The sequence below is a fragment of the Azotosporobacter soli genome (assembly GCF_030542965.1).
Classification (GTDB): Bacteria; Bacillota; Negativicutes; order SG130; family SG130; genus Azotosporobacter; species Azotosporobacter soli.
On record NZ_JAUAOA010000001.1, the window covers coordinates 244,927 to 264,669 of the forward strand.

Annotated in this window: 19 protein-coding genes; 6 read left to right on the forward strand and 13 right to left on the reverse strand. The window is 52.1% G+C overall.

Going from position 1 to position 19,743, the window contains the following annotated elements:
* Positions 1–143: 143 nt before the first annotated feature.
* The 3 genes from QTL79_RS01080 to QTL79_RS01090 form a co-directional block, all read right to left on the reverse strand.
* Positions 144–917, reverse strand: a complete 774-nt coding sequence (locus QTL79_RS01080) for a PhzF family phenazine biosynthesis protein (RefSeq protein WP_346353080.1) — start codon at positions 915–917, stop codon at positions 144–146.
* A gap of 127 nt (positions 918–1,044) precedes the next feature.
* Positions 1,045–1,437, reverse strand: a complete 393-nt coding sequence (locus tag QTL79_RS01085; protein WP_346353081.1) for a carboxymuconolactone decarboxylase family protein — start codon at positions 1,435–1,437, stop codon at positions 1,045–1,047.
* 482 nt (positions 1,438–1,919) lie between these two features.
* Entirely contained in the window at positions 1,920–2,174 is a 255-nt protein-coding gene (locus tag QTL79_RS01090; RefSeq protein WP_346353082.1) for a hypothetical protein, read from the reverse strand.
* On the opposite strand from QTL79_RS01090, the gene QTL79_RS01095 reads away from it, so the two are divergent.
* Positions 2,143–2,565 carry a hypothetical protein gene (locus QTL79_RS01095; RefSeq protein ID WP_346353083.1) on the forward strand — a complete coding sequence of 141 codons (423 nt, stop codon included), beginning with the start codon at positions 2,143–2,145 and terminating at the stop codon, positions 2,563–2,565. The genes QTL79_RS01090 and QTL79_RS01095 overlap by 32 nt on opposite strands.
* A gap of 128 nt (positions 2,566–2,693) precedes the next feature.
* On the opposite strand, the gene QTL79_RS01100 is transcribed toward QTL79_RS01095, so the two are convergent.
* The 4 genes from QTL79_RS01100 to QTL79_RS01115 are packed head-to-tail and all read right to left on the reverse strand — an operon-like array spanning position 2,694 to position 6,174.
* On the reverse strand, positions 2,694–3,989 hold the full coding sequence (locus QTL79_RS01100; RefSeq protein WP_346353084.1) for a sensor histidine kinase: 1,296 nt from the start codon (positions 3,987–3,989) through the stop codon (positions 2,694–2,696).
* Entirely contained in the window at positions 3,989–4,660 is a 672-nt protein-coding gene (locus tag QTL79_RS01105; RefSeq protein WP_346353259.1) for a response regulator transcription factor, read from the reverse strand. Before QTL79_RS01105 ends, QTL79_RS01100 begins: the two co-directional genes overlap by 1 nt.
* The gene (locus tag QTL79_RS01110) at positions 4,635–5,225 is read right to left on the reverse strand and encodes a ferric reductase-like transmembrane domain-containing protein (protein ID WP_346353085.1); all 591 of its coding nucleotides are present in this window, start codon (positions 5,223–5,225) and stop codon (positions 4,635–4,637) included. The genes QTL79_RS01105 and QTL79_RS01110 overlap by 26 nt, the downstream gene beginning before the upstream one ends.
* Complete coding sequence (locus tag QTL79_RS01115; RefSeq protein WP_346353086.1) at positions 5,209–6,174, reverse strand: FAD:protein FMN transferase; 966 nt, start codon at positions 6,172–6,174, stop codon at positions 5,209–5,211. The genes QTL79_RS01110 and QTL79_RS01115 overlap by 17 nt, the downstream gene beginning before the upstream one ends.
* Positions 6,175–6,205: 31 nt before the next feature.
* Between QTL79_RS01115 and QTL79_RS01120 the strand changes: the two genes are divergently transcribed.
* Positions 6,206–6,658, forward strand: a complete 453-nt coding sequence (locus QTL79_RS01120) for a hypothetical protein (RefSeq protein WP_346353087.1) — start codon at positions 6,206–6,208, stop codon at positions 6,656–6,658.
* A 344-nt stretch (positions 6,659–7,002) separates the two neighbouring features.
* Here QTL79_RS01120 and QTL79_RS01125 read toward each other — a convergent pair whose 3' ends face one another.
* Positions 7,003–7,986, reverse strand: a complete 984-nt coding sequence (locus tag QTL79_RS01125) for an MORN repeat-containing protein (protein WP_346353088.1) — start codon at positions 7,984–7,986, stop codon at positions 7,003–7,005.
* A gap of 221 nt (positions 7,987–8,207) precedes the next feature.
* Between QTL79_RS01125 and QTL79_RS01130 the strand changes: the two genes are divergently transcribed.
* The 3 genes from QTL79_RS01130 (at position 8,208) to QTL79_RS01140 (ending at position 10,354) form a co-directional block, all read left to right on the forward strand.
* Positions 8,208–8,840, forward strand: coding sequence for a TetR/AcrR family transcriptional regulator (locus QTL79_RS01130; RefSeq protein ID WP_346353089.1), 633 nt, complete (start codon positions 8,208–8,210; stop codon positions 8,838–8,840).
* 19 nt (positions 8,841–8,859) lie between these two features.
* Positions 8,860–9,627 (forward strand): class I SAM-dependent methyltransferase, encoded by a 768-nt coding sequence (locus QTL79_RS01135; RefSeq protein WP_346353090.1) that lies wholly within the window; start codon positions 8,860–8,862, stop codon positions 9,625–9,627.
* 298 nt (positions 9,628–9,925) lie between these two features.
* On the forward strand, positions 9,926–10,354 hold the full coding sequence (locus QTL79_RS01140; RefSeq protein WP_346353091.1) for a hypothetical protein: 429 nt from the start codon (positions 9,926–9,928) through the stop codon (positions 10,352–10,354).
* 112 nt (positions 10,355–10,466) lie between these two features.
* Here the strand turns inward: QTL79_RS01140 and QTL79_RS01145 are convergent, their stop codons facing one another.
* The 3 genes from QTL79_RS01145 to QTL79_RS01155 all read right to left on the reverse strand — a co-directional run bounded on the left by QTL79_RS01145 (position 10,467) and on the right by QTL79_RS01155 (position 14,011).
* On the reverse strand, positions 10,467–11,855 hold the full coding sequence (locus QTL79_RS01145) for a multicopper oxidase family protein (protein WP_346353092.1): 1,389 nt from the start codon (positions 11,853–11,855) through the stop codon (positions 10,467–10,469).
* 871 nt (positions 11,856–12,726) lie between these two features.
* On the reverse strand, positions 12,727–13,104 hold the full coding sequence (locus QTL79_RS01150; RefSeq protein ID WP_346353093.1) for a VOC family protein: 378 nt from the start codon (positions 13,102–13,104) through the stop codon (positions 12,727–12,729).
* 85 nt (positions 13,105–13,189) lie between these two features.
* Positions 13,190–14,011 (reverse strand): helix-turn-helix domain-containing protein, encoded by an 822-nt coding sequence (locus QTL79_RS01155; RefSeq protein WP_346353094.1) that lies wholly within the window; start codon positions 14,009–14,011, stop codon positions 13,190–13,192.
* 508 nt (positions 14,012–14,519) lie between these two features.
* On the opposite strand from QTL79_RS01155, the gene lplT reads away from it, so the two are divergent.
* Positions 14,520–15,680, forward strand: coding sequence for a lysophospholipid transporter LplT (gene lplT / locus QTL79_RS01160; protein ID WP_346353095.1), 1,161 nt, complete (start codon positions 14,520–14,522; stop codon positions 15,678–15,680).
* A 25-nt stretch (positions 15,681–15,705) separates the two neighbouring features.
* Here lplT and QTL79_RS01165 read toward each other — a convergent pair whose 3' ends face one another.
* Both QTL79_RS01165 and QTL79_RS01170 read right to left on the reverse strand, forming a co-directional pair.
* Complete coding sequence (locus QTL79_RS01165) at positions 15,706–17,574, reverse strand: serine hydrolase domain-containing protein (RefSeq protein WP_346353096.1); 1,869 nt, start codon at positions 17,572–17,574, stop codon at positions 15,706–15,708.
* Positions 17,575–17,626: 52 nt separating this feature from the next.
* Positions 17,627–19,738 carry an AMP-binding protein gene (locus QTL79_RS01170; protein WP_346353097.1) on the reverse strand — a complete coding sequence of 704 codons (2,112 nt, stop codon included), beginning with the start codon at positions 19,736–19,738 and terminating at the stop codon, positions 17,627–17,629.
* Positions 19,739–19,743: the final 5 nt, after the last annotated feature.

The window sequence follows — 19,743 nt, forward strand, 5'->3', positions numbered from 1 at the left end:
ACTCACCGTCCGCTCTCACATTGCCGACAGTTTTAGTTATTCCAGAAAAAAAGACAACCTCCTGCCATTAGACAGAAGATTGCCGCCATCCGCTGTACTTTTCATTTTGCTAAAGTCTTGCTTTCTATCATTTAACTCTTTCCTCAGATTTTCATTTCACCCATCGCGTATAAAACCGCATGACCGCGCAAAGCCACTCTGTCCCCTTTATCCTCGCAATAAAGCGTCCCCCCGCGCGCTGACGCTTGACGCGCGACCAGCTTGCGCTTGTTCAATCGCTTAGACCAGAAAGGTATGATATGGCAGTGCCCAGAGCCGCAGACTGGATCTTCTTTCACGCCAAGCTTCGGGGCAAAGCTGCGCGACACGCAGTCAAATTCCGTCCCTTTTGCCGTCATGTGAACCAACAGTCCCTCTAACTCGAGTAATTTATTGGAATCGGGATTTGCATCCATGACCTGCCGCTCATTTTCCATGACGCAGAGCAAGTCGCGTCCTACATAAGCCTCCAGCGGACGGAAGTGCAGCGCTTCCGCCATTGCATCGGTAACAGCCACTGGTTTTAACTCGTAGCTCGGAAAATCGAGTTCGTACAGGTCAGCCTCTTTTCTTACGCTTAACACACCGCTCAGCGTATCGAACTGAACGCTTGTTGCATCCGGTTCGACGAAATTCGTGATGATATAAGCAGTCGCCAGCGTAGCGTGACCGCACAAATCAATTTCCTCACTTGGCGTAAACCAGCGCAAGTGATAACGACTTCCCTCTTTTACAGCAAAAGCCGTTTCCGAAAGATTGTTCTCCATTGCTATTTTCTGCATTACCCCATCCGGCAACCACTCTTCCATCACGCACACCGCAGCCGGGTTCCCTTCAAATACCTTGTCGCTAAAAGCATCGACAATATAATATCGCATCGCAGTCCCTCCTGTGCATCGACTCTATAGCGGCATTTTAACACGAAGGCTGTTTTTCAAACAATCATAGAATCGTATGACAGACAATTTGCTCTTCCAAAAAACTTCTAAGCGCTTCGACTTCACTTTATACGCTTTCCGCTTCCGTATTTTTGCGACTGTGCTCTTCTGCCGCCTCGATCGCAGCAACACCGCTTTTGCACATGACATTAATCCCTTTGACAATCGTCACGATGTTAAACGCCTCGACCAGCTCCTGCACCGTCAAGCCCGCGTCAATCGCCGCGATCGCATGCGCCTTCGCCCCGGCTGTTTCATCGTCCAGACTATCCAGTATCGTAAAGAGCAGCTCAACTGTCTTGCGCGGCAGAGCGCCCTCATTCACCGCTTGGCGCATTCCAAGATACCCTTCCAACGCCTTGGGCGTATATTTCCCCATCGCCTCTGCGAACGGCGGATTCCATTTCAGTTCTTCCCGGTAATAACGTAATAAGTCGCTCGAAGATTCTTTGTCTTTCATTTTAAGATCCTCCCTGCTTTTCATTTCGTATTCGGCCATTTATCTCTTTGCGTATTTAAGACGATAAAAAGATATCACTCTTATCTTACTGCTCATTTTTCTTGGCTGGCAAGAAATTTCCGCTTAGCTATGGTACACTTACAATGATAGTGATTTCAAGGACGTGATGATGTGATATTTTGCAAAGAACAGTCGTTATACATCAGCGGCGAATGTGAACGGTGCGGTAGCCTCCTAAAAGCGTACTGGCATCAACTCTCCGAAACGGCTGAAGGCTATAGACTTAAAACCACGCTCCAGTGCAACTGCGGCAGGCTCCACGGACATATCGAAGGCAAAGAACGTATTGCTAAGCCAAAACCCGCACGAAACACTCCGGTCAAGCGCACGTCGCGCAGCTCCCGTAGCGCTCGCAATGCACGCCCTTCACGCAAGCGGCGCGCGCAGCATGGGCCGCGCGAACTGCATGCGTCGAGCGCGGTCTATGCCGCACGTGAGGTCGCTGCGACCTCGCTCACGTCGTCGCCCGAACCGGCCAAACCGAGCGCTCGCTCCAAGCGCCTTATCATCGCAGTCGCCGCCTTATTCCTCTTCGCGGTCGGCTGGCGCATCGTCGATTGGCACTCGGCTTCTTCGACCGCGCAGTCGAGTGCCAGCGCTACGGCAGCCGCGCAGGAAGCCGAGTCGCCGAAGACAGAGCCCTCCTTGCTGCAGGAATTGGACACGCAACTCGACATTTATCAGGCGTCCGCCGCGGCTTGGGATCAGACCTTCGAGCAACTTTCCAGCGGCGAGATCAGCCGCGCCCTTGCCCATAGCCGACTGAAACTGCTGCGCAGCCGCCTGGCGCAAAACAGTCTCGAATTCTCGCGCTACGTCCCGCCAAGACAGCTGAGCAAAGAACAGCAAGACAAGCTTTATGACGCTGCGCGTAAAATGGCCAGCGCCGCCGAACGTCGCAGCGAAGCGGCCTCGGCCGCGATCGACTGGATCGATGCGCCAAACGCCGCCAACGAACAACAATTCCGCAGCGCAATCGCGGACAGCACTTCTTTCTCTCTCGCCGCGACACCTCTGATCACGCAGGTACGCGCCGAATTGCCGCCTCCGAAGAGCGCAAAAAACTGACAAACCGCCCCCGGCCAAAGCCGGAGGCGGTTCTTTTCGTTTAAGCAGCAGCCACTTTCTAAAACTTGCAAGCATTGTATTCTAGCAGAAGCGCCCCGCGCTTTTTTATGATAGCCGCGAAACATCTCTCATAGCGGCAGAAAAATATTAAATGCAGTACCGCCGTCCGGCCGAGAAGCCACTTCAATTTCTCCGCCGTGAGCCTCGACAATCCAGCGGGCAATCGGAAGCCCTAGGCCAAAACCGCCGTCGACGCGGGAACGTGTCTTATCGGCACGGTAAAATCTTTCGAAAATAAGCGGCAGGTCAGCGGCGGCAATGCCACTGCCGGTGTCCCGAACCACGATGCTTATGCCCGGAGTTTTTTTGTCTGCAGCCGCGGCGATTGACAGCGTGACGCAACCGCCCGGCGGCGTATACTTGATGCCATTGTCAAGCAGCAGAAAAAACAGCTGAGACAGTCGATCCCGATCGGCGTGAATCAGCATCTCTGACGGTGCATCCAGAACCAGTGCGATGTCTTTGGGGCGCGCGATATGCTGCAAAGAGCGTATCACATGCTCAGCCACGGGACGCAAAGCAAACTCCGTTCTCAGAATTTCCAGCGCACCGGAATCCGCACGGGCCAGCGTAAGCAGGTCGCCGACCAAACGACTCATGCGACGGACTTCATCTTTGGCATCCGCTAGGATTTGCTGGGACAGGCCGGAAATACGGCTGCCCTCCTCCTGCTCCAACACGTCCAGAGAGGCCTGGATGACGCTGAGCGGCGTGCGCAATTCGTGCGATGCGTCAGCAACGAACTGCCGCTGCGCAGCGAAGGATTTGCGGATTGGTATTAACGCCCGCCCGGCGGCGACATGGCCTGCCAGAGCGGCAACCAGCAAGAAAACCAGCGACGCCGCGCTCAAACTCTGCAGCAACAGACGCTGAAAGTGCGCATAAGCAGACAAATCTTTGGCCATAATAAGCTGCCCGGAAACACGCTCTTCACTATTGACCGGCACGCTGGCCAACATCAGCGAAAGTTCCCGCCCATCCTCCAGGGAAAATTTCACGCTCTCGGCGCGGCCAGGCAGTTGGCTGGCCGCTCGCGCCAAAATGTCGGCGCGCAGGGATGGAACGGGTTCGTTGCCGCCCAGCAATTGACCGTCCTTCGTTAGAAGATAATAAAAATTGTCGCCGCTCACGGTAACAAGCGGGGAACGTTTGCCCTTAGCCTCCGAACGCGAATGCTCGGCCTTTTCCAACAACTCGTGATAGACAAGCAATTGACGTTTGGCGAGTTCGATAGTAGCCTGCTCCTCTTCGCGTAACAGCAGCGAGGATAATCCGAAATAGAACAACAGCGCGAAGCCCAGCAATGAACAGGCGGTAAGCAGAGTATACAGCAAGGTCAGCTGGTTGCGAATGCGGCTAAACATTATATCTCCACCTTGTAGCCGATGCCGCGAACGGTCTGAATCAAAGTTGCACCGCCCGGCTCATCGATTTTTTTTCGCAACAGACGAATATAGGCATCCAGATTATTGTCGGAGACCTCGCTGCCCAGTCCCCAGATCCGGTCGAGAATCACTTCGCGCGGCAGTACCTGCCCGGAGTTTTGCACCAGAAAATCGAGAAGTTGGAATTCGCGAGCCGTAAGCTGTACTTGCCGTCCGTTGCATTCGACAGTCCGTGCGCTCCGGTTCAAGGTCAACGGCCCCCGACTGACGATTTCCTCCTGAAGCGGCGTTTCGCCGCGCCGGGTCAACGCCCTGATGCGAGCGAACAATTCGCTGAACTCGAAAGGCTTTACCAGATAGTCGTCTGCGCCAGCATCCAAGCCGGATACGCGGTCAGCAACGGCGTCTTTGGCCGTCAGCATCAGAATCGGTTTTTGATAACGTTGTTCGCGCAGCTGTCGGCAGAGCGCCGCCCCTTCCAGTACAGGTATCATCCAGTCCAGAATGATAACGTCATAGACAAAGTCTGAGGCCAGAGCAAGCGCCTCATCGCCCCGTATCGCCCACTTGACGCGATAGCCTTCGTGTTCCAGCATATGTTTGACCAGTTTTCCCAGCCGTTGATCATCTTCCACGAGCAGTATCTGCATCATAATAGCCCCTCTTTTTCAAAGAGTATCCGATTCGGAGTAAAGTCAGGCAAGCGGTCAGACCGCCGGTAACCGCATAGAGAGCCAAAACAAATTTGTTGCCGCTGTCCGAACCCAGCGTAAAGCCGTGATACAGGGCCAGCCAATAAGCGGGGAAAGCCAGATAGTGAGCATACCGCCACAGTTTTGCCCCGGATAGTTTTATTATAGCCGGAACAGTGGTGATTGCGATAGTCAGCAGGGCATAAAAAGCCAGAATGCCCAGCGCCAGCGGCCAGGAATAGGCATCTGACCAATACGGAATAAGAACGTCCGCCAGAGAAAAAGACACGTGTTTGTCAAACAAGAGAATCAAAGCGTGCAACAAAGTAAACAGCAGCAATGAATACAGTGATTTTTGGTGAAGTCTGGCCAAACGGGGGCGATGCTTTGCGTCGATGAGGCGCAGGCTCTGCAAAAGACCGCTGGCAGTAACCGTAAACAGCAGCAAATATGCAGTCAGTCCAGCTGCCCGGGCAATGTGCCAGGTGGAAAAGGCAGCCGCAACGTCAGATAACGTTAGCATTCGATTGCACCTCCCATTCCGAACAATACCAGTGTAAGTTATCGCTGCTGATTACGCGCCCGTCGCTGCGAACCGCGATAAAAGCGAGCGTAGGCTTTTTTCGCTGCAACCAGGCGAAACCCGTTTGCGATCCCAGAATCAGCAAACACTTGGCATACTGTTCCGCGCTGATAAGATCGCGGGCTAAAACCGTCACCTGCAGCAAATCCGAATCTGCCGGGCCCTGGCTGCGCGGATCGATGATATGATGTTGGTCTTTGTTTGTCCGCGTTCGCCAACGTCGCTTGACGATGCTGCTGGTGGCGATCGCGGTCGTTCCCTCGCACCACAATGCAGCAATATCGCTGCCGGAGCTGCCGGGCGAGGCCACGCCGACTCCCCAAAGTGTATGCTGCGGATGTCGCCCCCATAAAACGACGTCACCTCCGGCGTCGATCAAGCCGCTGCTTACCCCTTCCAGTTGAAGTCGGTCACAATTCTGCTGGGCAATCCAGCCTTTGGCGATGCCGCCAAGATCGAGGGAAACGCCCGGCGTTAAACGAACCTGCGAGTTTTTTTCCTCCAGTTCCAGATAGACGGACAACGGGCAGTCGGCAGTCGGCGCTACGGCAACGCGTGCGCTGCGAAACGTCCCCCAGTCCGGCGGCGCGTTCAAATGCTCAAAACTTCGATCATAACCAATTTGCTGCATCATCTCGCCCAGAAACGGATGAAACAAGCCGTCCGTTTCCTCATACGCATCGATGGCAGCCTGCAACAATTGAAATGTCAATTCAGAAACCGTAAGCCACTGGCCACTGTGCCGGTTAATGCGCGAAATTTCACTCTCTGCTTCAAAACGGCTGAACCTATGCTGCGCCTCTTGAATGGATATTTGAACAGCCGCTGCTTTTGTCTGCGTCAGACCGGCCAGCAGAAAATCGGTGTTCATGGCATGAAAGGTATTCATCCTTCTTCCCTCCGCTTATGACGCTCTTGTCTTGGTGGTCTTAGATTTTGCAGTGACCGCAGGCGCTGTCGGCGCGGCCGGGGTGGGGTTGGGCGCGACCGGCATCAACACCGCGGCGCTGTTTGACGCTGCCGGCTGCGGTGTCGGCTGCGGTGTCGGCTGCGGTGTCGGCTGCGGTGTCGGCTCCGGCGTCGGCTGCACTGCCGCTTGCGTCGGAGCCGCAGTCGCGGCCGCTGTTTCCGTCGGCTTCGTCGGCGGGAGAACGGCAGCCGGCATATCGCTCGCCGGAGGCGTCGCTGGCAGCCCCGGGAGTTGCTTCGCTGCCGCAGCATCAGACGTAGCCGGTATTTCCGGTTGCGGGAGTTGTGCTTTGGGGGCGGGCTTTTTATTTTGCTCCGCCTGCGTGATTCCGGCGATGCACCCGGTAAAGAAAGTGACGCTCGCCAGACCAATGACGATTGCTTTTCGCTTATTGGACATTTAAAATCATCCTTTCATTCTTGATTTGGTTATAATATAACGAAGCAAACTGAAAAAAAGATGAAAATAAAAAGCTAAAGCGTCCCTTTAGATTCGATCGTTATAACACGCCAAAGGCTGACAAACGCAGCCGCCGAAGAGCGCAACAAACTGATAAACCGCCCCCGGCCAAAGCCGGAGGCGGTTCTTTTGTTTAATCAAGCAAGGCAAGCCCTTACTCTTGTATCTTATACTCACTGACGACTTCCCACACACCATCCTGATAGCTAATTAAGCCAGCAAATCGCAATTGATCCAAATCCTCTCTTAGGCCCGACAATTTACTGCAGGCTAGTGCAACTTACCTTATCATGGCATGCGGCGCAGGTGTCTGTAATAAACAACTTTCCCCGTGCCATCTTCGAGCGACATCAGCATATCCCCTGGCAAATGATCCACACCGGCAGCCTGAAACTTCTTTTCGATAATATTTACGCCCCATTTTTCCTGATAACCTGGAATCTGCGCATTCCTGATAAGCATGATTCCCTCTTTGTATTCATAGGACATCGCGCCGCGCAGAACCTTATTCGATTCATCAAGGTCACTGCGCGTCGTTTTCCGTTCTAACGTTGACATGATCGAAGCCGCTTTTCCGTCGGCATAGAAGACAAAATACTGATACGGCGTCGCAGGCCACGGATCGACCTTGTTGATCCGCTTTAACGCTTCCGGCCATTGTACCAGCTCCCAATAACCGACGATTTCCTCCGGCTTGGCAAAGTGTCCGATATCGCTTTTCTGTGTGCCGTACTCCCATTGTCCCGTCCAGATCACATCCCCATTGGCCGCAGACAGCGTCCCCTGTCCATGCCGCTTGCCGTTTAGAAAATCGCCGCGGTACGTTCTGCCGTCAACGTATCGCAACGTCCCTTGCCCTTCCAATTTTCCATTTACAAAATCGCCTTCGTATGATGCACCGTTGGCCCATTGATAGCGGCCCCGCCCGTTCGGAAACGCATCACGGAATTCGCCTTCGTACACATCCTTGTTCCCGTAGAACAGTTTTCCTTTTCCATGAGTTTTCCCTTTCAGCAACTCGCCTTCATAACGCTCTGCCACACTACCGTTCTCCTGCCACTGAAGAACGCCCAGCCCCGTTCCGAAGCCTTCCGCGTCACGTCCGCCGGACCAGAATACCTTCGCATTTTGCTGCGGCGAATGATCCCAGATCTTCGCTCCTTCTTCACTGACCTTCCACGCACCGCAAAACGCGACGCCGGACGACATAAGCATGACGATACAAAGCAAAACCAGCAGCCTTACCTTTTTCATTGCCATCTTCCCTTCCATATAAATATAACTCCGCCTTCGCCATCTTCCCAAAAGCCGGAACATCCGAAGACACTGCTCCTTTCATTATATGGCACCCGCTTCTTCTTCCGATCTTTTTTTAAGTTTCTTAATGCTTCTGCCACTTATTGATCGCGCTTCATATGCAAAGCTTATTGACAAGTAAACGATCGTTGACTAAAATAAGAGTGAACGACCGTTTACTGAAGAGGAGACTTTTGATGGCGGACACAAAAGAAAATATTTTGCATACCGCGCTTCGCTTGTTTGCGCGCGATGGGTACGAAGCAGTCTCGGTCAGCGCGATCGCCGGAGAACTGGGGATGACCAAAGGGGCTCTATACAAACACTATAAAAATAAGAGGGATATCTTTGACCACATTGTGGCGCGCATCTATCAGATTGACAGCGAACGAGCGAAAGAGTATGAAGTGCCGGAAGAAACCTTCGATCAGTCACCCGCGGCCTATCGCCATACGGCAGTGGATAAAATCAGGCTTTTCATCGAAGCGCAGTTTCATTTTTTGACTGAAGACGAATTCGCGATTGATTTTCGCAAAATGTTGACGCTGGAACAATACAGAAATCCGGAGATCATGGCGCTGCATCAAAAATGCCTGGTCAGCGGGCCGCTCAGCTATATGGAGGATTTGTTCCGTGAAATGATGCAGCAAGGCCTTTGGAGCGAAAGCGATTCGAAACAGCTTGCACTTGAGTTTTATGCGCCGTTTTATTTTTTGCTGCTCCTCTCCGATACGATGCCTGACAAGAAAGAGGCCGCCAAACTGTTGGCGTCGCACATCGAACGCTTTATCGAAAAGAACTCCGCCCATGAAAAACAAGAAAACGCTTAGACGCTAAGGAGGATGAACCATGGAAGAAATGCAAAGCAACGGATTTGATTTCACACTGATCAATGAATTCTTCGCCGAACTTGAACGGCAGGGGCCCGGCAGCGCCGAAGAAACCATCCGGGCCTTACGTTTTGTCGGTACGCTTGCAAGCGACGCAAAGATTGCCGACCTCGGCTGCGGCACCGGCTTTCAGACGATGGTGCTGGCGCAAAATACCGCCGCCAGCATCACCGCGCTCGACCTTTACGCAGGCTCGATTGATAAACTCAATGCAACAGCCGCAACACGCGGTCTGCAGGACCGAGTGAAAGGCATCGTCGGCTCTATGGATGCTTTGCCGTTTCAAAAAGAAGAGTTCGATCTTATCTGGTCTGAGGGCGCGATCGGCAGTATCGGTTTTGCAAAAGGTTTGCAGCACTGGCACGGCTTTCTCAAGAAAAACGGCTATATCGCAGTAACCTATGAATCCTGGTTTACCAATGAACGCCCCGCCGAAATCGAGCAGTGGTGGCTGGACGCCGTTCCTGAAATCGCCACGATCGCAGATAATATCGCGATCCTGCAAAAGACCGGCTATGTCCCGGTCGCCGCCTTCACGCTGCCGGAAAGTTGTTGGCTCGACAATTACTTCCTGCCGCAAAAAGCAAGACACGCAGACTTCCTGCAAACCCATGCCGGGAATAAGGCCGCCGAAGATCTGGTCGCCTTCATGCGACGCGAAGCAGAGCTATACTTACAATATAAGCAGTATTACGGCTATGTGTTCTATATCGGGAAGAAAATCTGATTTTTTCTTTCGCCGCTGCATTGGGAACTTTCTTTGCTTCACAAATAATACAAAATGAGGTAAACGGATTCACATTCGCTTACCTCATTTTTATTATTTGCTGCCTTTCCTTTTCATAGACCAAAGCGGAGAGAACTGTCCCCGCGCTTCTTCTTAACAAGTCAATTTTCAAAACAACTCAAAGCCTTACGTATTTAAAATCATCAGCAATGCGAAAAACAACAAACCTGGAAGGGTTTTCCATTATTTCACAGAAGTAGATGAATAAAGATCATAATATAAGGGAGGTATATACCAAATGAGAATTCACTTATTCAAAGGAACCCTACCCATCTTATTGGCGACATTGTTCATTGGGGCCCTGATCATTTACCCCGCGCCAGTTTACGCCGCATCCCAGACAGTGCAATCTACCAATTGTCCAATGATGGATAAGGACAAAATGATGTCTATGATGAAAGATATGATGCAGTCACCCGAAATGAAACCTATGATGATGTCCATGATGAAGGATATGATGCAGTCACCTGAAATGAAACCTATGATGATGTCCATGATGAAAGATATGATGCAGTCACCTGAAATGAAAAACATGATGATGTCTATGATGAAAGATATGATGGACAAACAACATCCGACTGATTCATCCCAACAACCGGTCGACCATAGTAAACATCAGCAACAGCAACAAGAACAACAAGCGGTCGATCATAGCAAACATCAATAGAATGTGTCCGATATAGCAGCAGAACCTTCTTGCATTAGAAGGTTCTGCTGTTTATTTCCCTATAGTCAATCTAACTTGCGGCTTTTTGTTTGTTAAGTAAAGCAAGTATGGCTTACTTATCAGGTCGCGCAATAATCAATGTCATCATTCCGCCATCCTCATGATCCAAGATGTGACAATGAAGCATCCATTCTCCCTTTTCCTCCATTACAAAAGCTACATCCACGTACTGACCCGCCGGCACGTTTATCGTATCTTTCCACATCTCACGCTCAGGCTTTTGCCCATTTTGAGAAACCACTTGGAATTTCGCACCATGAACATGGATCGGGTGATCCATCGGATGCATTCCTCGTGTGTCTTTATTCCAGAAACGCACCTTCACGACTTCCCCTACCTGTACTTTTAACGGCTCCGTGTCAGGAAATGTCTTGCCGTTGATCGTCCACTGCATATCCCCCATTTCGCCGCCTGGCTGCATGTCGTGGCCTTGGTGTTGCACGCCCGGCATGGCGTTTTTCGTCACTTCATTCATTTTCCCGCTTGAATTCAGTTCTAGCAGAAAATCCGGCGATTTATTGTCTATACCTGGAAATTCCCGTGATGAAGGAGCTACGAATGGCGATGAAATCGGCGGTACAACTGCCTCACCTTCATATTTAAAGAGCACTGTCATGCCCAATTCAGGACGCTCATTAGATAATCGATAAGTTTGTCCAACTTCTCCTGTAGCGGCAATTTCTGCATCGATACGTTCACCCGGAACCAAACTGACTGATTCCGTTATATACGGTTTGGACAAAGCATGTCCGTCTGTATGCGTTACCCGAAATCGATGACCGTCCAACCGAAGTGTGTGATACGCTGCCGTTGAGGCATTAATCAGCCGTAACTTGTGCAATTCACCCGGCCGAACAATAATTGGCGGAATTCCGTCGGCAGTTTTTCCATTCACTGTTTCAATGTTGCCATACCTCTCCATATCTCCTCGCGCCGTTCCTGGCAATCGTTTTCCCGTCGAATCTAAATACCAATCATCTAAAATCAGCGTATGATCGCCACTATATTTCTCATCACCTGGCGCTTTTACGATAAAAGGAGCATACAACCCCATATCAACCTGTGTTAGCACAGGTCGGTAATGCGAATGGTACCAATAAGTGCCCGCTTCTTTTACTATAAAATCATAACGAAAGGGCGCTCCTGCTGCAATCGTGCGACTTGGGCCATCCTGATCATTCGGCAATATTAATCCGTGCCAATGAATATTCGTTGCGACTGGTAAATGGTTGATTCCTTCGATGATTACCCGTTCGCCGACAGTTACGATGATTGGAGTTCCCGGAACACTACCGTTATAACTCCAAACGCGAGTCGAAAAACCATTCTTTAATTCCCAATCGATTTCCTTCAGCTCCAATTTAATATCGGCGGCTAAAACAACCGGGTTAATCAATAAAAATAGCATTGCCGCTACCAATGACGTCTTTATCCCATTCACAAAAACACCTCCGTTTATTATATTTTTCTTTCATTATATCAAAAATGTATTTTTTATATTCGCAATTTTTCATACAACGTTCCATAAGCCTTTTTTCGTTTGCTTCGGCTGTTTTAATTCTCCTGATTACGTTTTGTTATGCCACGCGGGATTTTATGCCGATACAGCAAATTGTATTTTTGAGGCCTTTTTCGCTGCGCTTTTTCATAACTAAGACAACGAAGGTTTCGTGTTCTGAAAAGGAATTTTTGGGGTCAGGCATGCATTATTCAATAATATGCTTTATTTCGTCCCTCACGTCCTCCCGTCACCCCCAAGCCCCGCGTCAGTGGTTTTTCCGGAACGCTTAGGACGAGGAGAGTCAGACAGGGTTTCACAGACAAAACCTCTGAAACGCGAAGCAGGACGCTTCGCGCAGACGCTAAGCCATGGATGGCGCATGCGTCTGGAATTTCTGAGGTTGCAGGCTGTGAAGCCCATGTCTGGCCGACGAGTCTATGTTCAGGTAAAACCACTGATGCGGAAAGAGCTAAAGGCAGTGATTCATCTCACCATTAACAAGTTGAATTTGCAAAAGCAATGAATGAACTGAAATTCAAAAACTGTCATATAGCTGGAATGCTCAGCGCGCAGCTGCCTATCCTTCCAGAAGCACTTCTGAAATCTACGCTTCAAGCAAAGCTGCCGACTGCCATAAAATCACTATTTCCCTCTTCTTACACTCACAAGAAAGCGTCGTTACATACAAACGGCATACAAATCACTAAAAAAACACACAAAAACGGCAAGGTTGGAACTTTCCAAAGCCTTGCCGTTACTAGTTTTTAAGTGGTGCGCCTGGAAGGAATCGAATCCCCGCATTAACGCTCGTTTATTCTTTAGAGATTGTCAGGATGAAACCGTTGCAGTCCTGGATCGAGAATTCGTTCGTACCGTAAAACGTCTTATGCAGCTCGGCTACAATCTTGACCTTTCCGTTTAGGCGTTCATACCAGCTTTCCACGTCATTTACCTTGATATACAGCGTCAAAGCGCCGCCCGATTGTTGTTCTTTTAGCATCGGATATTCGGCGATCAGGTTTTTCCGTTCCTGAAACATCAGCTCCACTTTGCCGCATTGCACCATCGCCCAGTTGAACGTGCCCGTCTCCGGCACCGACATCAAGAGCGTAAAGCCTAGCGTATCGCGGTAAAACGCCACCGTTTCATTCACATTGGCAACCATCAGATTCGGCGTCAAACTTTCCATCTTCACTTCACCCTTTCACATTTCCTTACTTGCATTGTAAAGCAAGCAAGCGCGCTTGTATTGCAAAAATCGGACATCGTGCAGCCTAAAGAAACTGTGTCGGCGTGCTGCCGGTGAACGTTTTGAATTCATTGATGAAATGCGACTGGTCATGATAGCCGCTCTCCAGCGCCAGCGCCGCCCAGTCCAACGCTTCGCCGCTCTGCATTTGCCGCACCGCAGCCTGAAAACGGATGATCCTCGCAAATTCCTTCGGCGACACGCCGACCCGTTCACGAAAGAGGCGGTTCAGCTGGCGCTCGCTTACGCATTGTTCCCGCGCGGTCGCGCTGACCGTCGCCAAACCGCGCGCCCCGACGACGCTGTCCAGCGCATTGAGCAGCACCGCGTTTGACGTGCTTTTAGCTAAGCGCCGCAAAAGCAAACGGTCGAGCGCCCGGCAGGTTTCGCTTATGCAGCGCGGTACGTGGAAAGTCGAAAGCAATTCCTTTTCCAGCGCCTTGTCGACAAGCGCCAGTCCCAGCACTTGATTGCTGAAAGGCCGCAGCGATTGCCGGAGCAGCGGATAAAGCCCTGCCGGGAGGAAGCGAATCGCGTATATCTGTTTCGTAAAATCCGGCACGGTTCGGATCGCCTGCGACATCGTGCCGACAACGAAGCAATGCTGCTCTTTCGTCTCCCTGTCAATTTCGCAAATGATATCCATGCAGCCGTCGGGAATGATGACTTCCTCGCGCGTCGCAGCAACGCGCAGGTCGGTATCCCAGCCGAGTGCGGGCGAGAGCCAGTAACTTTGCACCGCCTGCGCCAATTCTGGACACGGACGGTACTCCGCATATAGCCTCGCATCCTTAACAAACGTCGCCATGCTCACCGGCCTAAACGCCCCAACTACGCCTTTTCCCATCTGCCGCTCATTTCCTTCCCCGCCTGCCGCTCGCGTAAAATGCCTCTTCCTATTTTACTTCGTGATCAAGCAACAAACTCCTATCCCAACACTCGGCGAATCGATTTGATGCGGCTTATGACTCTTTGAAAGTTAGCTTTTCAGTAGCTGCCGCCTCCCCAAGAACAAATTCAATTAAAATACCGCCCCCGATCAACGCCGACAGCGGTTACTTTTTATTCTCTCTTTTTGCAAATCAAGCTTTCTTACTTACGTTAAATTTCCGAACCACTTAGCCACACTTTTTAAAGCCGCTTGACACCAGCTCGCCCTGGCATCATTCTATAGGTAAACAACAGCAAGCACAGGGGCTGCCCTGTGAAGGTTATAATGCTTTTATTGCGGCAACGATTGTCTATCCGCTTCATTGGCAGGAACGGCTTGCAAGGAAAGAACCGACGCTCAGAAGACGAACCGCGTCTCTTTGCTTGCCGCTGTCCGCCTAGCTGTCTGATGGAGGTGAGAGAAAATGCCTAAAGCGTCCGCGTTCAACGCGTTGCTCAGCGCCCAATTCCTGTCTGCCTTCGTCGACAACATGATCCTGTTCATCGTCCTTGCGATTATTCGTCGTGACAGCTATCCCGACTTTTATCTGCCCTTCGTCCAGAGCACGTTCCTCGCCGCCTATATCATCTGGTCGCCGTGGGTCGGCCGCTTTGCCGATAAGCATCCCAAGGCTTCCGTCTTGATGATCGGCAACGCCATCAAAGGCTTCGGCGTCATTCTGCTGCTGCTTCACAGCAATCCCGCCGTCAGTTACGGCGTCATCGGCCTGGGCGCAGCTGTCTACAGCCCTGCCAAATACGGCATCCTTCCGCTGCTGACGAACAGCGAGGCCGAACTGCTGCGCGCCAATTCGAAACTGGAAAGCTTCACAATTTTGGCGATCCTGTTGGGCTCGGTCGGCGGCGGTTTTCTCTCAAGCCTCTCCGTCACGCTGTCGCTGACGCTCGGCGTCCTTCTGTACGGCATATCTTTTGCGCTCAACGCGCTGATTCCGAAAGACGCCGGCAATCCGGCGATCCGCTATCAAAATGCGGTCGGCCAGTTCTTCGGCGACACCGCCCACCTGCTCAGACAAAGCCCGAGCCACTATTCTTTGATCGGCACCGGCTCCTTTTGGCTGGCGTCCGCAGTGCTGCGCATGATCATCTTCGCCTGGCTGCCGCTGACGCTCGGCATCACCAGCAGCGCCTCGATCAGCCTGATCATTGCCGTCACCGGCATTGGCATCACAATCGGCGCGGCCGTTACGCCCTTATTAATCAGCCTGCAGCACTATCAACGCACGCTCTGGTTCGGTCTCGGCATGGGCATCGCCATCCTCGGCTTGCTCGCAGTGGATACGTTGCCGCCAACCCTGCTGCTGCTGCTTTTCATCGGCGCCTTGGGCGGCATCTATATCGTGCCGATGAACGCGGTGCTGCAGCAAGTCGGCCATCACAGCATCGGCGCCGGCAAGACGATCGCGGTGCAAAATTTCATCGAAAACACCTTCATGTTTGCCGGCGTCTTTGCCTACACCTGGGCCAGCAAGTCCCAAATCGCGACCAACACCTGCCTCGCCGCCTCCGGCATCGCCTTTTTGCTGCTGGTGCTCTATCTGTTCCTCTACGCCCGGCGGAAATAAAGGCCAAAAGGAAACTATGGCCGCGTTATTTTTGCTGCTTCTTAAAGCTAACGCCGGAAAAAATCAGTTTCTCGCCGTCCTTCTCCTGCCGAATCCAAATCGTTTCCATCATCCGCCGTCCTAAAGCATAAATCACTGCCTCCTGATCGGAAACGGGATACAGCACCAGTTCACCCAATTGAGCGGCTTTCGTATCGGTGGTCAGGTTCATCAGCAAAATCCCCTGCTTGTTCACCTTCAATTCCAAAGAGTCGATTCCCAGCAACTGATTTTCCACATCGTTAGTATGATAGACGCCCTGCCGGTTGCGCCAGGCCTGCGGCAAATTGTAATTGACAATCCGTTTGCCGACTGCGGCTATTTCTTTCCCCATCCGGATAAATACAACGTCTTCTCCGTTTACAGTCCGAAATGCGATACGCATATCTTGCAGCTTCGGATGCGACAACGGCAAAATTCCGAACAGCCGGTACTGCGGGCGCAGCCAGTTCTCTTTATCCGGCAACAGTTCCACCTTGTTGCCTTGCAACTTGGCCGTATACGCTCCTTTATGCGTCTCCTGCACCTCCAGCAGTCCGATAACCGTTCCGTAGCTGCCGGCATAACTTGCCGCTTGCGGCAAATCGGGCAGCAAGGCGGCCACGTTGTTCCCCGGTTTTGTCGTCGGCGGCAGCAGACCGGCATTAACCGCAATCGCGCCTTTGAGCAATTGCTCGGCAATGAGCTTCACCCTTTCCGCCGCCCCGGCCGAATTAGCCAAAACCACCACCGCAACTTTTTCCTTCTTCACGCCCATGACCTGCCCATGAAATAAATACATATGGCCGCCATGACTAAAATCGTCGCCCACATACGAAAACGCCGGATTTTGCAGGAAAAACTCATAGCCGATCTTGAAATTGCCGTCTAACGGCACCGCGTTATTTTGCGCCGTAAGCATTTCGCTAACCAGCGTTGCCGGCAAGAGTTGCTCGCCCTTATAGACGCCGTCATTTAACAGCAGCATCATCATATTGCTAAGATCATTCACACTGGTATACAGATTTCCGGCCGGTATATCCCGCATCGAAACTTCCTGATCCGGCTGCCCCTTCTTGTTATAACCCTTAGACAGCTTTGGCTCCATATGCGAGCGAAGATAATAAGACGAATTTTCCATCCCTAAGGGCTGCAATACCGTTTCCTGCATGACGGCGTCATATTCCGCTCCGCTGACGCGTTCCAGCATAACCCCCAGCAAGCCCGCGCCAAGATTGCAATAAGAATGAATCGTTCCCGGCGGATATGCGATATATTCATCCTTCAGCAACGAAACGACGCTCTGAAACGGCGCGGGCTGCTCTCCCCACATCCCTTTCACGATATCGCTCGGCAAGCCCGAGTGATGCGTCATAAGCTGACGCGGCGTAAATGGCGGCGCAGCCGCAAAGCGCGATTTCACAACCAGCTCCGGAATATAACGCTTAACCGGTTCGTCAAGATCCACTTTGCCGTCCGCGTTAAATTTCAAAACGGCGATCGCATTCGGTATCTTCGAAATGGAACCGACGCGATAAACCGTATCCGGCGTTGCAGGCTGCTTTGCTTCCCGATCCGCATAACCAAAGCCTTTGGCCCAGACAATGCGGTCGCCTGCTATGATCGCGGCGCTGAGACCGACAATAGTATTGCGGCTCATCTCGTCCATTATTAATTCGGAGGCATATTGCTCCAAGACACGCTGCTCGCCTTTAGCGAGCGGTGGAAGCGGCAACGGTTCCGCCAGCTGCGACGGCGCAGACAACAGGCCCCAGATTAACCCCGTCGTTAAAAGCAGAAAAGCAACGAGTCCGCCCCCGTCCAATAAGCGTTGCGTGCGGAAAATCCCTCTGCCGGATGCTTGCTTCAGTCCCATAACCACCCCTCCTTAGCGTTAAAAACGAGCTCTGCTATCCCCCGCGGATCGTCTAAGCCTCGTCAATCCCCTCCGCCTCGGCTATAGCCTTCAGCCTGACGTAATCGATTTTGCCGCTGCCGAGAAGAGGCAGCTTGTCGATAACGATAATTTGTGCAGGCAGAGCCAGCATCGTTTGCCCAGTCTGCTGCATCCATTGCCGCAGTTCCTGTTTGCGGGCGTTCTTCGCGACGGTATACAGGAGAATTTTTTCCCCTTTGCGCGACTCCGGCAGATTAACCGCCGCATTTTGATCCGTGCCAAAACATTGGGCAGCGCATCTTTCCACTGCGTCAAGGCTGATCATTTCGCCGGACACTTTGGCGAAACGCTTGAGACGGGATTTAATATGGATGAATTGCTCCGCATCCACTTCAACCACATCGCCGCTATCGTACCATTCTCCTGCCGGGCTGAAGCCTTTGCCGTGCAGCAGATACCCCGCCATGACATTAGGCCCTTTAACCAACAGCGTTCCGCCCGACTCAATGCCGGGAACCGGCTCCAGACGCCACTCGATACCAGGCAAAAAACGTCCGACGCTTCCGCTTTTATTGAACAACGGAGTGTTGAAGCTGAGCACCGGTCCGGTTTCGGTCGTACCATAGCCTTCAAAAATGCGAATGCCGAATTTTTCATACCAGAGAAATCGCGTTTCATCCTGCAGCTTTTCGCCGCCGGCCAACACATAGCGCAGACTGTAAAAATCGTAGGGATGAGCGCAGCGCCCATAGCCGTGAAGAAACGTAGGCGTGCCCAATAAAATCGTGATATCGCAGTCATAAGCAATTTCGGGAATCAGCGTGTAATGCAGCGGCGACGGATAGAGAAAGACTTGAATGCCGCTCAGCACAGGCAGCAGCGTGCCGCCTGTCAGTCCGAAGGAATGGAACATCGGCAGCGCATTGAGCAGTTTATCCCTGTGCGTGAAATCGAGCGTGCAGGAGATTTGGCTCAGATTGGCCAGCAGATTGCTGTGATGCAGCACGACGCCCTTGGGCTTGCTTTCGCTGCCGCTGGTGAACAGAATCAGATCGCAGGCACCGGCAGCTTTCACGTTCAGCCAGTAGCGAAGCAAACCGCTCAGCTTATCGCTCCAACGGACGGACGCTTTAACGTCTTCCAGATACAACAGCGGCAATGTTTTGTTGAGTCTCTGGGCCAACGGTTCCAGTCCGGCCTTTTCCAGGAACAGGCGGGAAGTCAGTATGTGCGTGACCCCGGCGGTTTCGCAGCAGTCATGGCAGCTTTCCGCACCGGCAGTGAAATTGAGAATCGCGGTTGTCTTGCCGAGATAGGCCAACGCAAACAGCGTGACCAAATGTCCGTTGGAATTGGGCAGCAACAATGCCGGACGGGCCGTTGGCGCAAGCAGCGCGTCCAACTTGCCGCCCAAAACATAGCTGGCGATCAGCGCCTGCCGATAACTAATCGTACCGTTGATGTCTTCAGACATTCGCTTATTGTATCCATGAACCGCACCGGCTTCGCGCAGCTTGTCGAACAGATTGGAGCAGCGTTCAGCCGCTTGGCGGGCAGCGAACAACGTCTGCTGCAGCAGCGTCAGAATTTGATCACTGAGTTTCTTTTTTTGTCGGCGGAACATATCGTCGCCGGGCAATTGCAGGCGGATTGGCTGGCCGACATAAATCAGCACCGACGGGAACCATACGGCGCGAAACTTGTCCCTGGCCCTGGCATAGCGCGAACGCTCGGGGCCGTAAAAGGCAACGGGACAGATGGTCGCGTCGGTACGCAAGGCGATTAGACCGATTCCGTTGTACACCTTCATCAGACTGCCGGTGCTCGTGATGCGGCCTTCAGGAAACAGCACCACCGTACAGCCCTGTTTCACAACGCCGATAATCTGCTTCAGCGAATACGGGTTCAGGGGATCGATTACGATGTGATTGACCCAGCGCAGGAAAAAGCGAATGCGACCGGCAATGCGCCGATTCACCACATAGCAAACGGAGTTGGGCAAATAGGCGTACAGCAGCAACGCATCGAGAAAAGAAACATGGTTCGGCATGATGATGGTCGGGCCAGAGACATTGAGTCTTTCCCGGCCAATAATGACCGCGCCAAACAGCCGCTGCAGCAAAAAGCGAAGCAAAACTTTCATCGCAC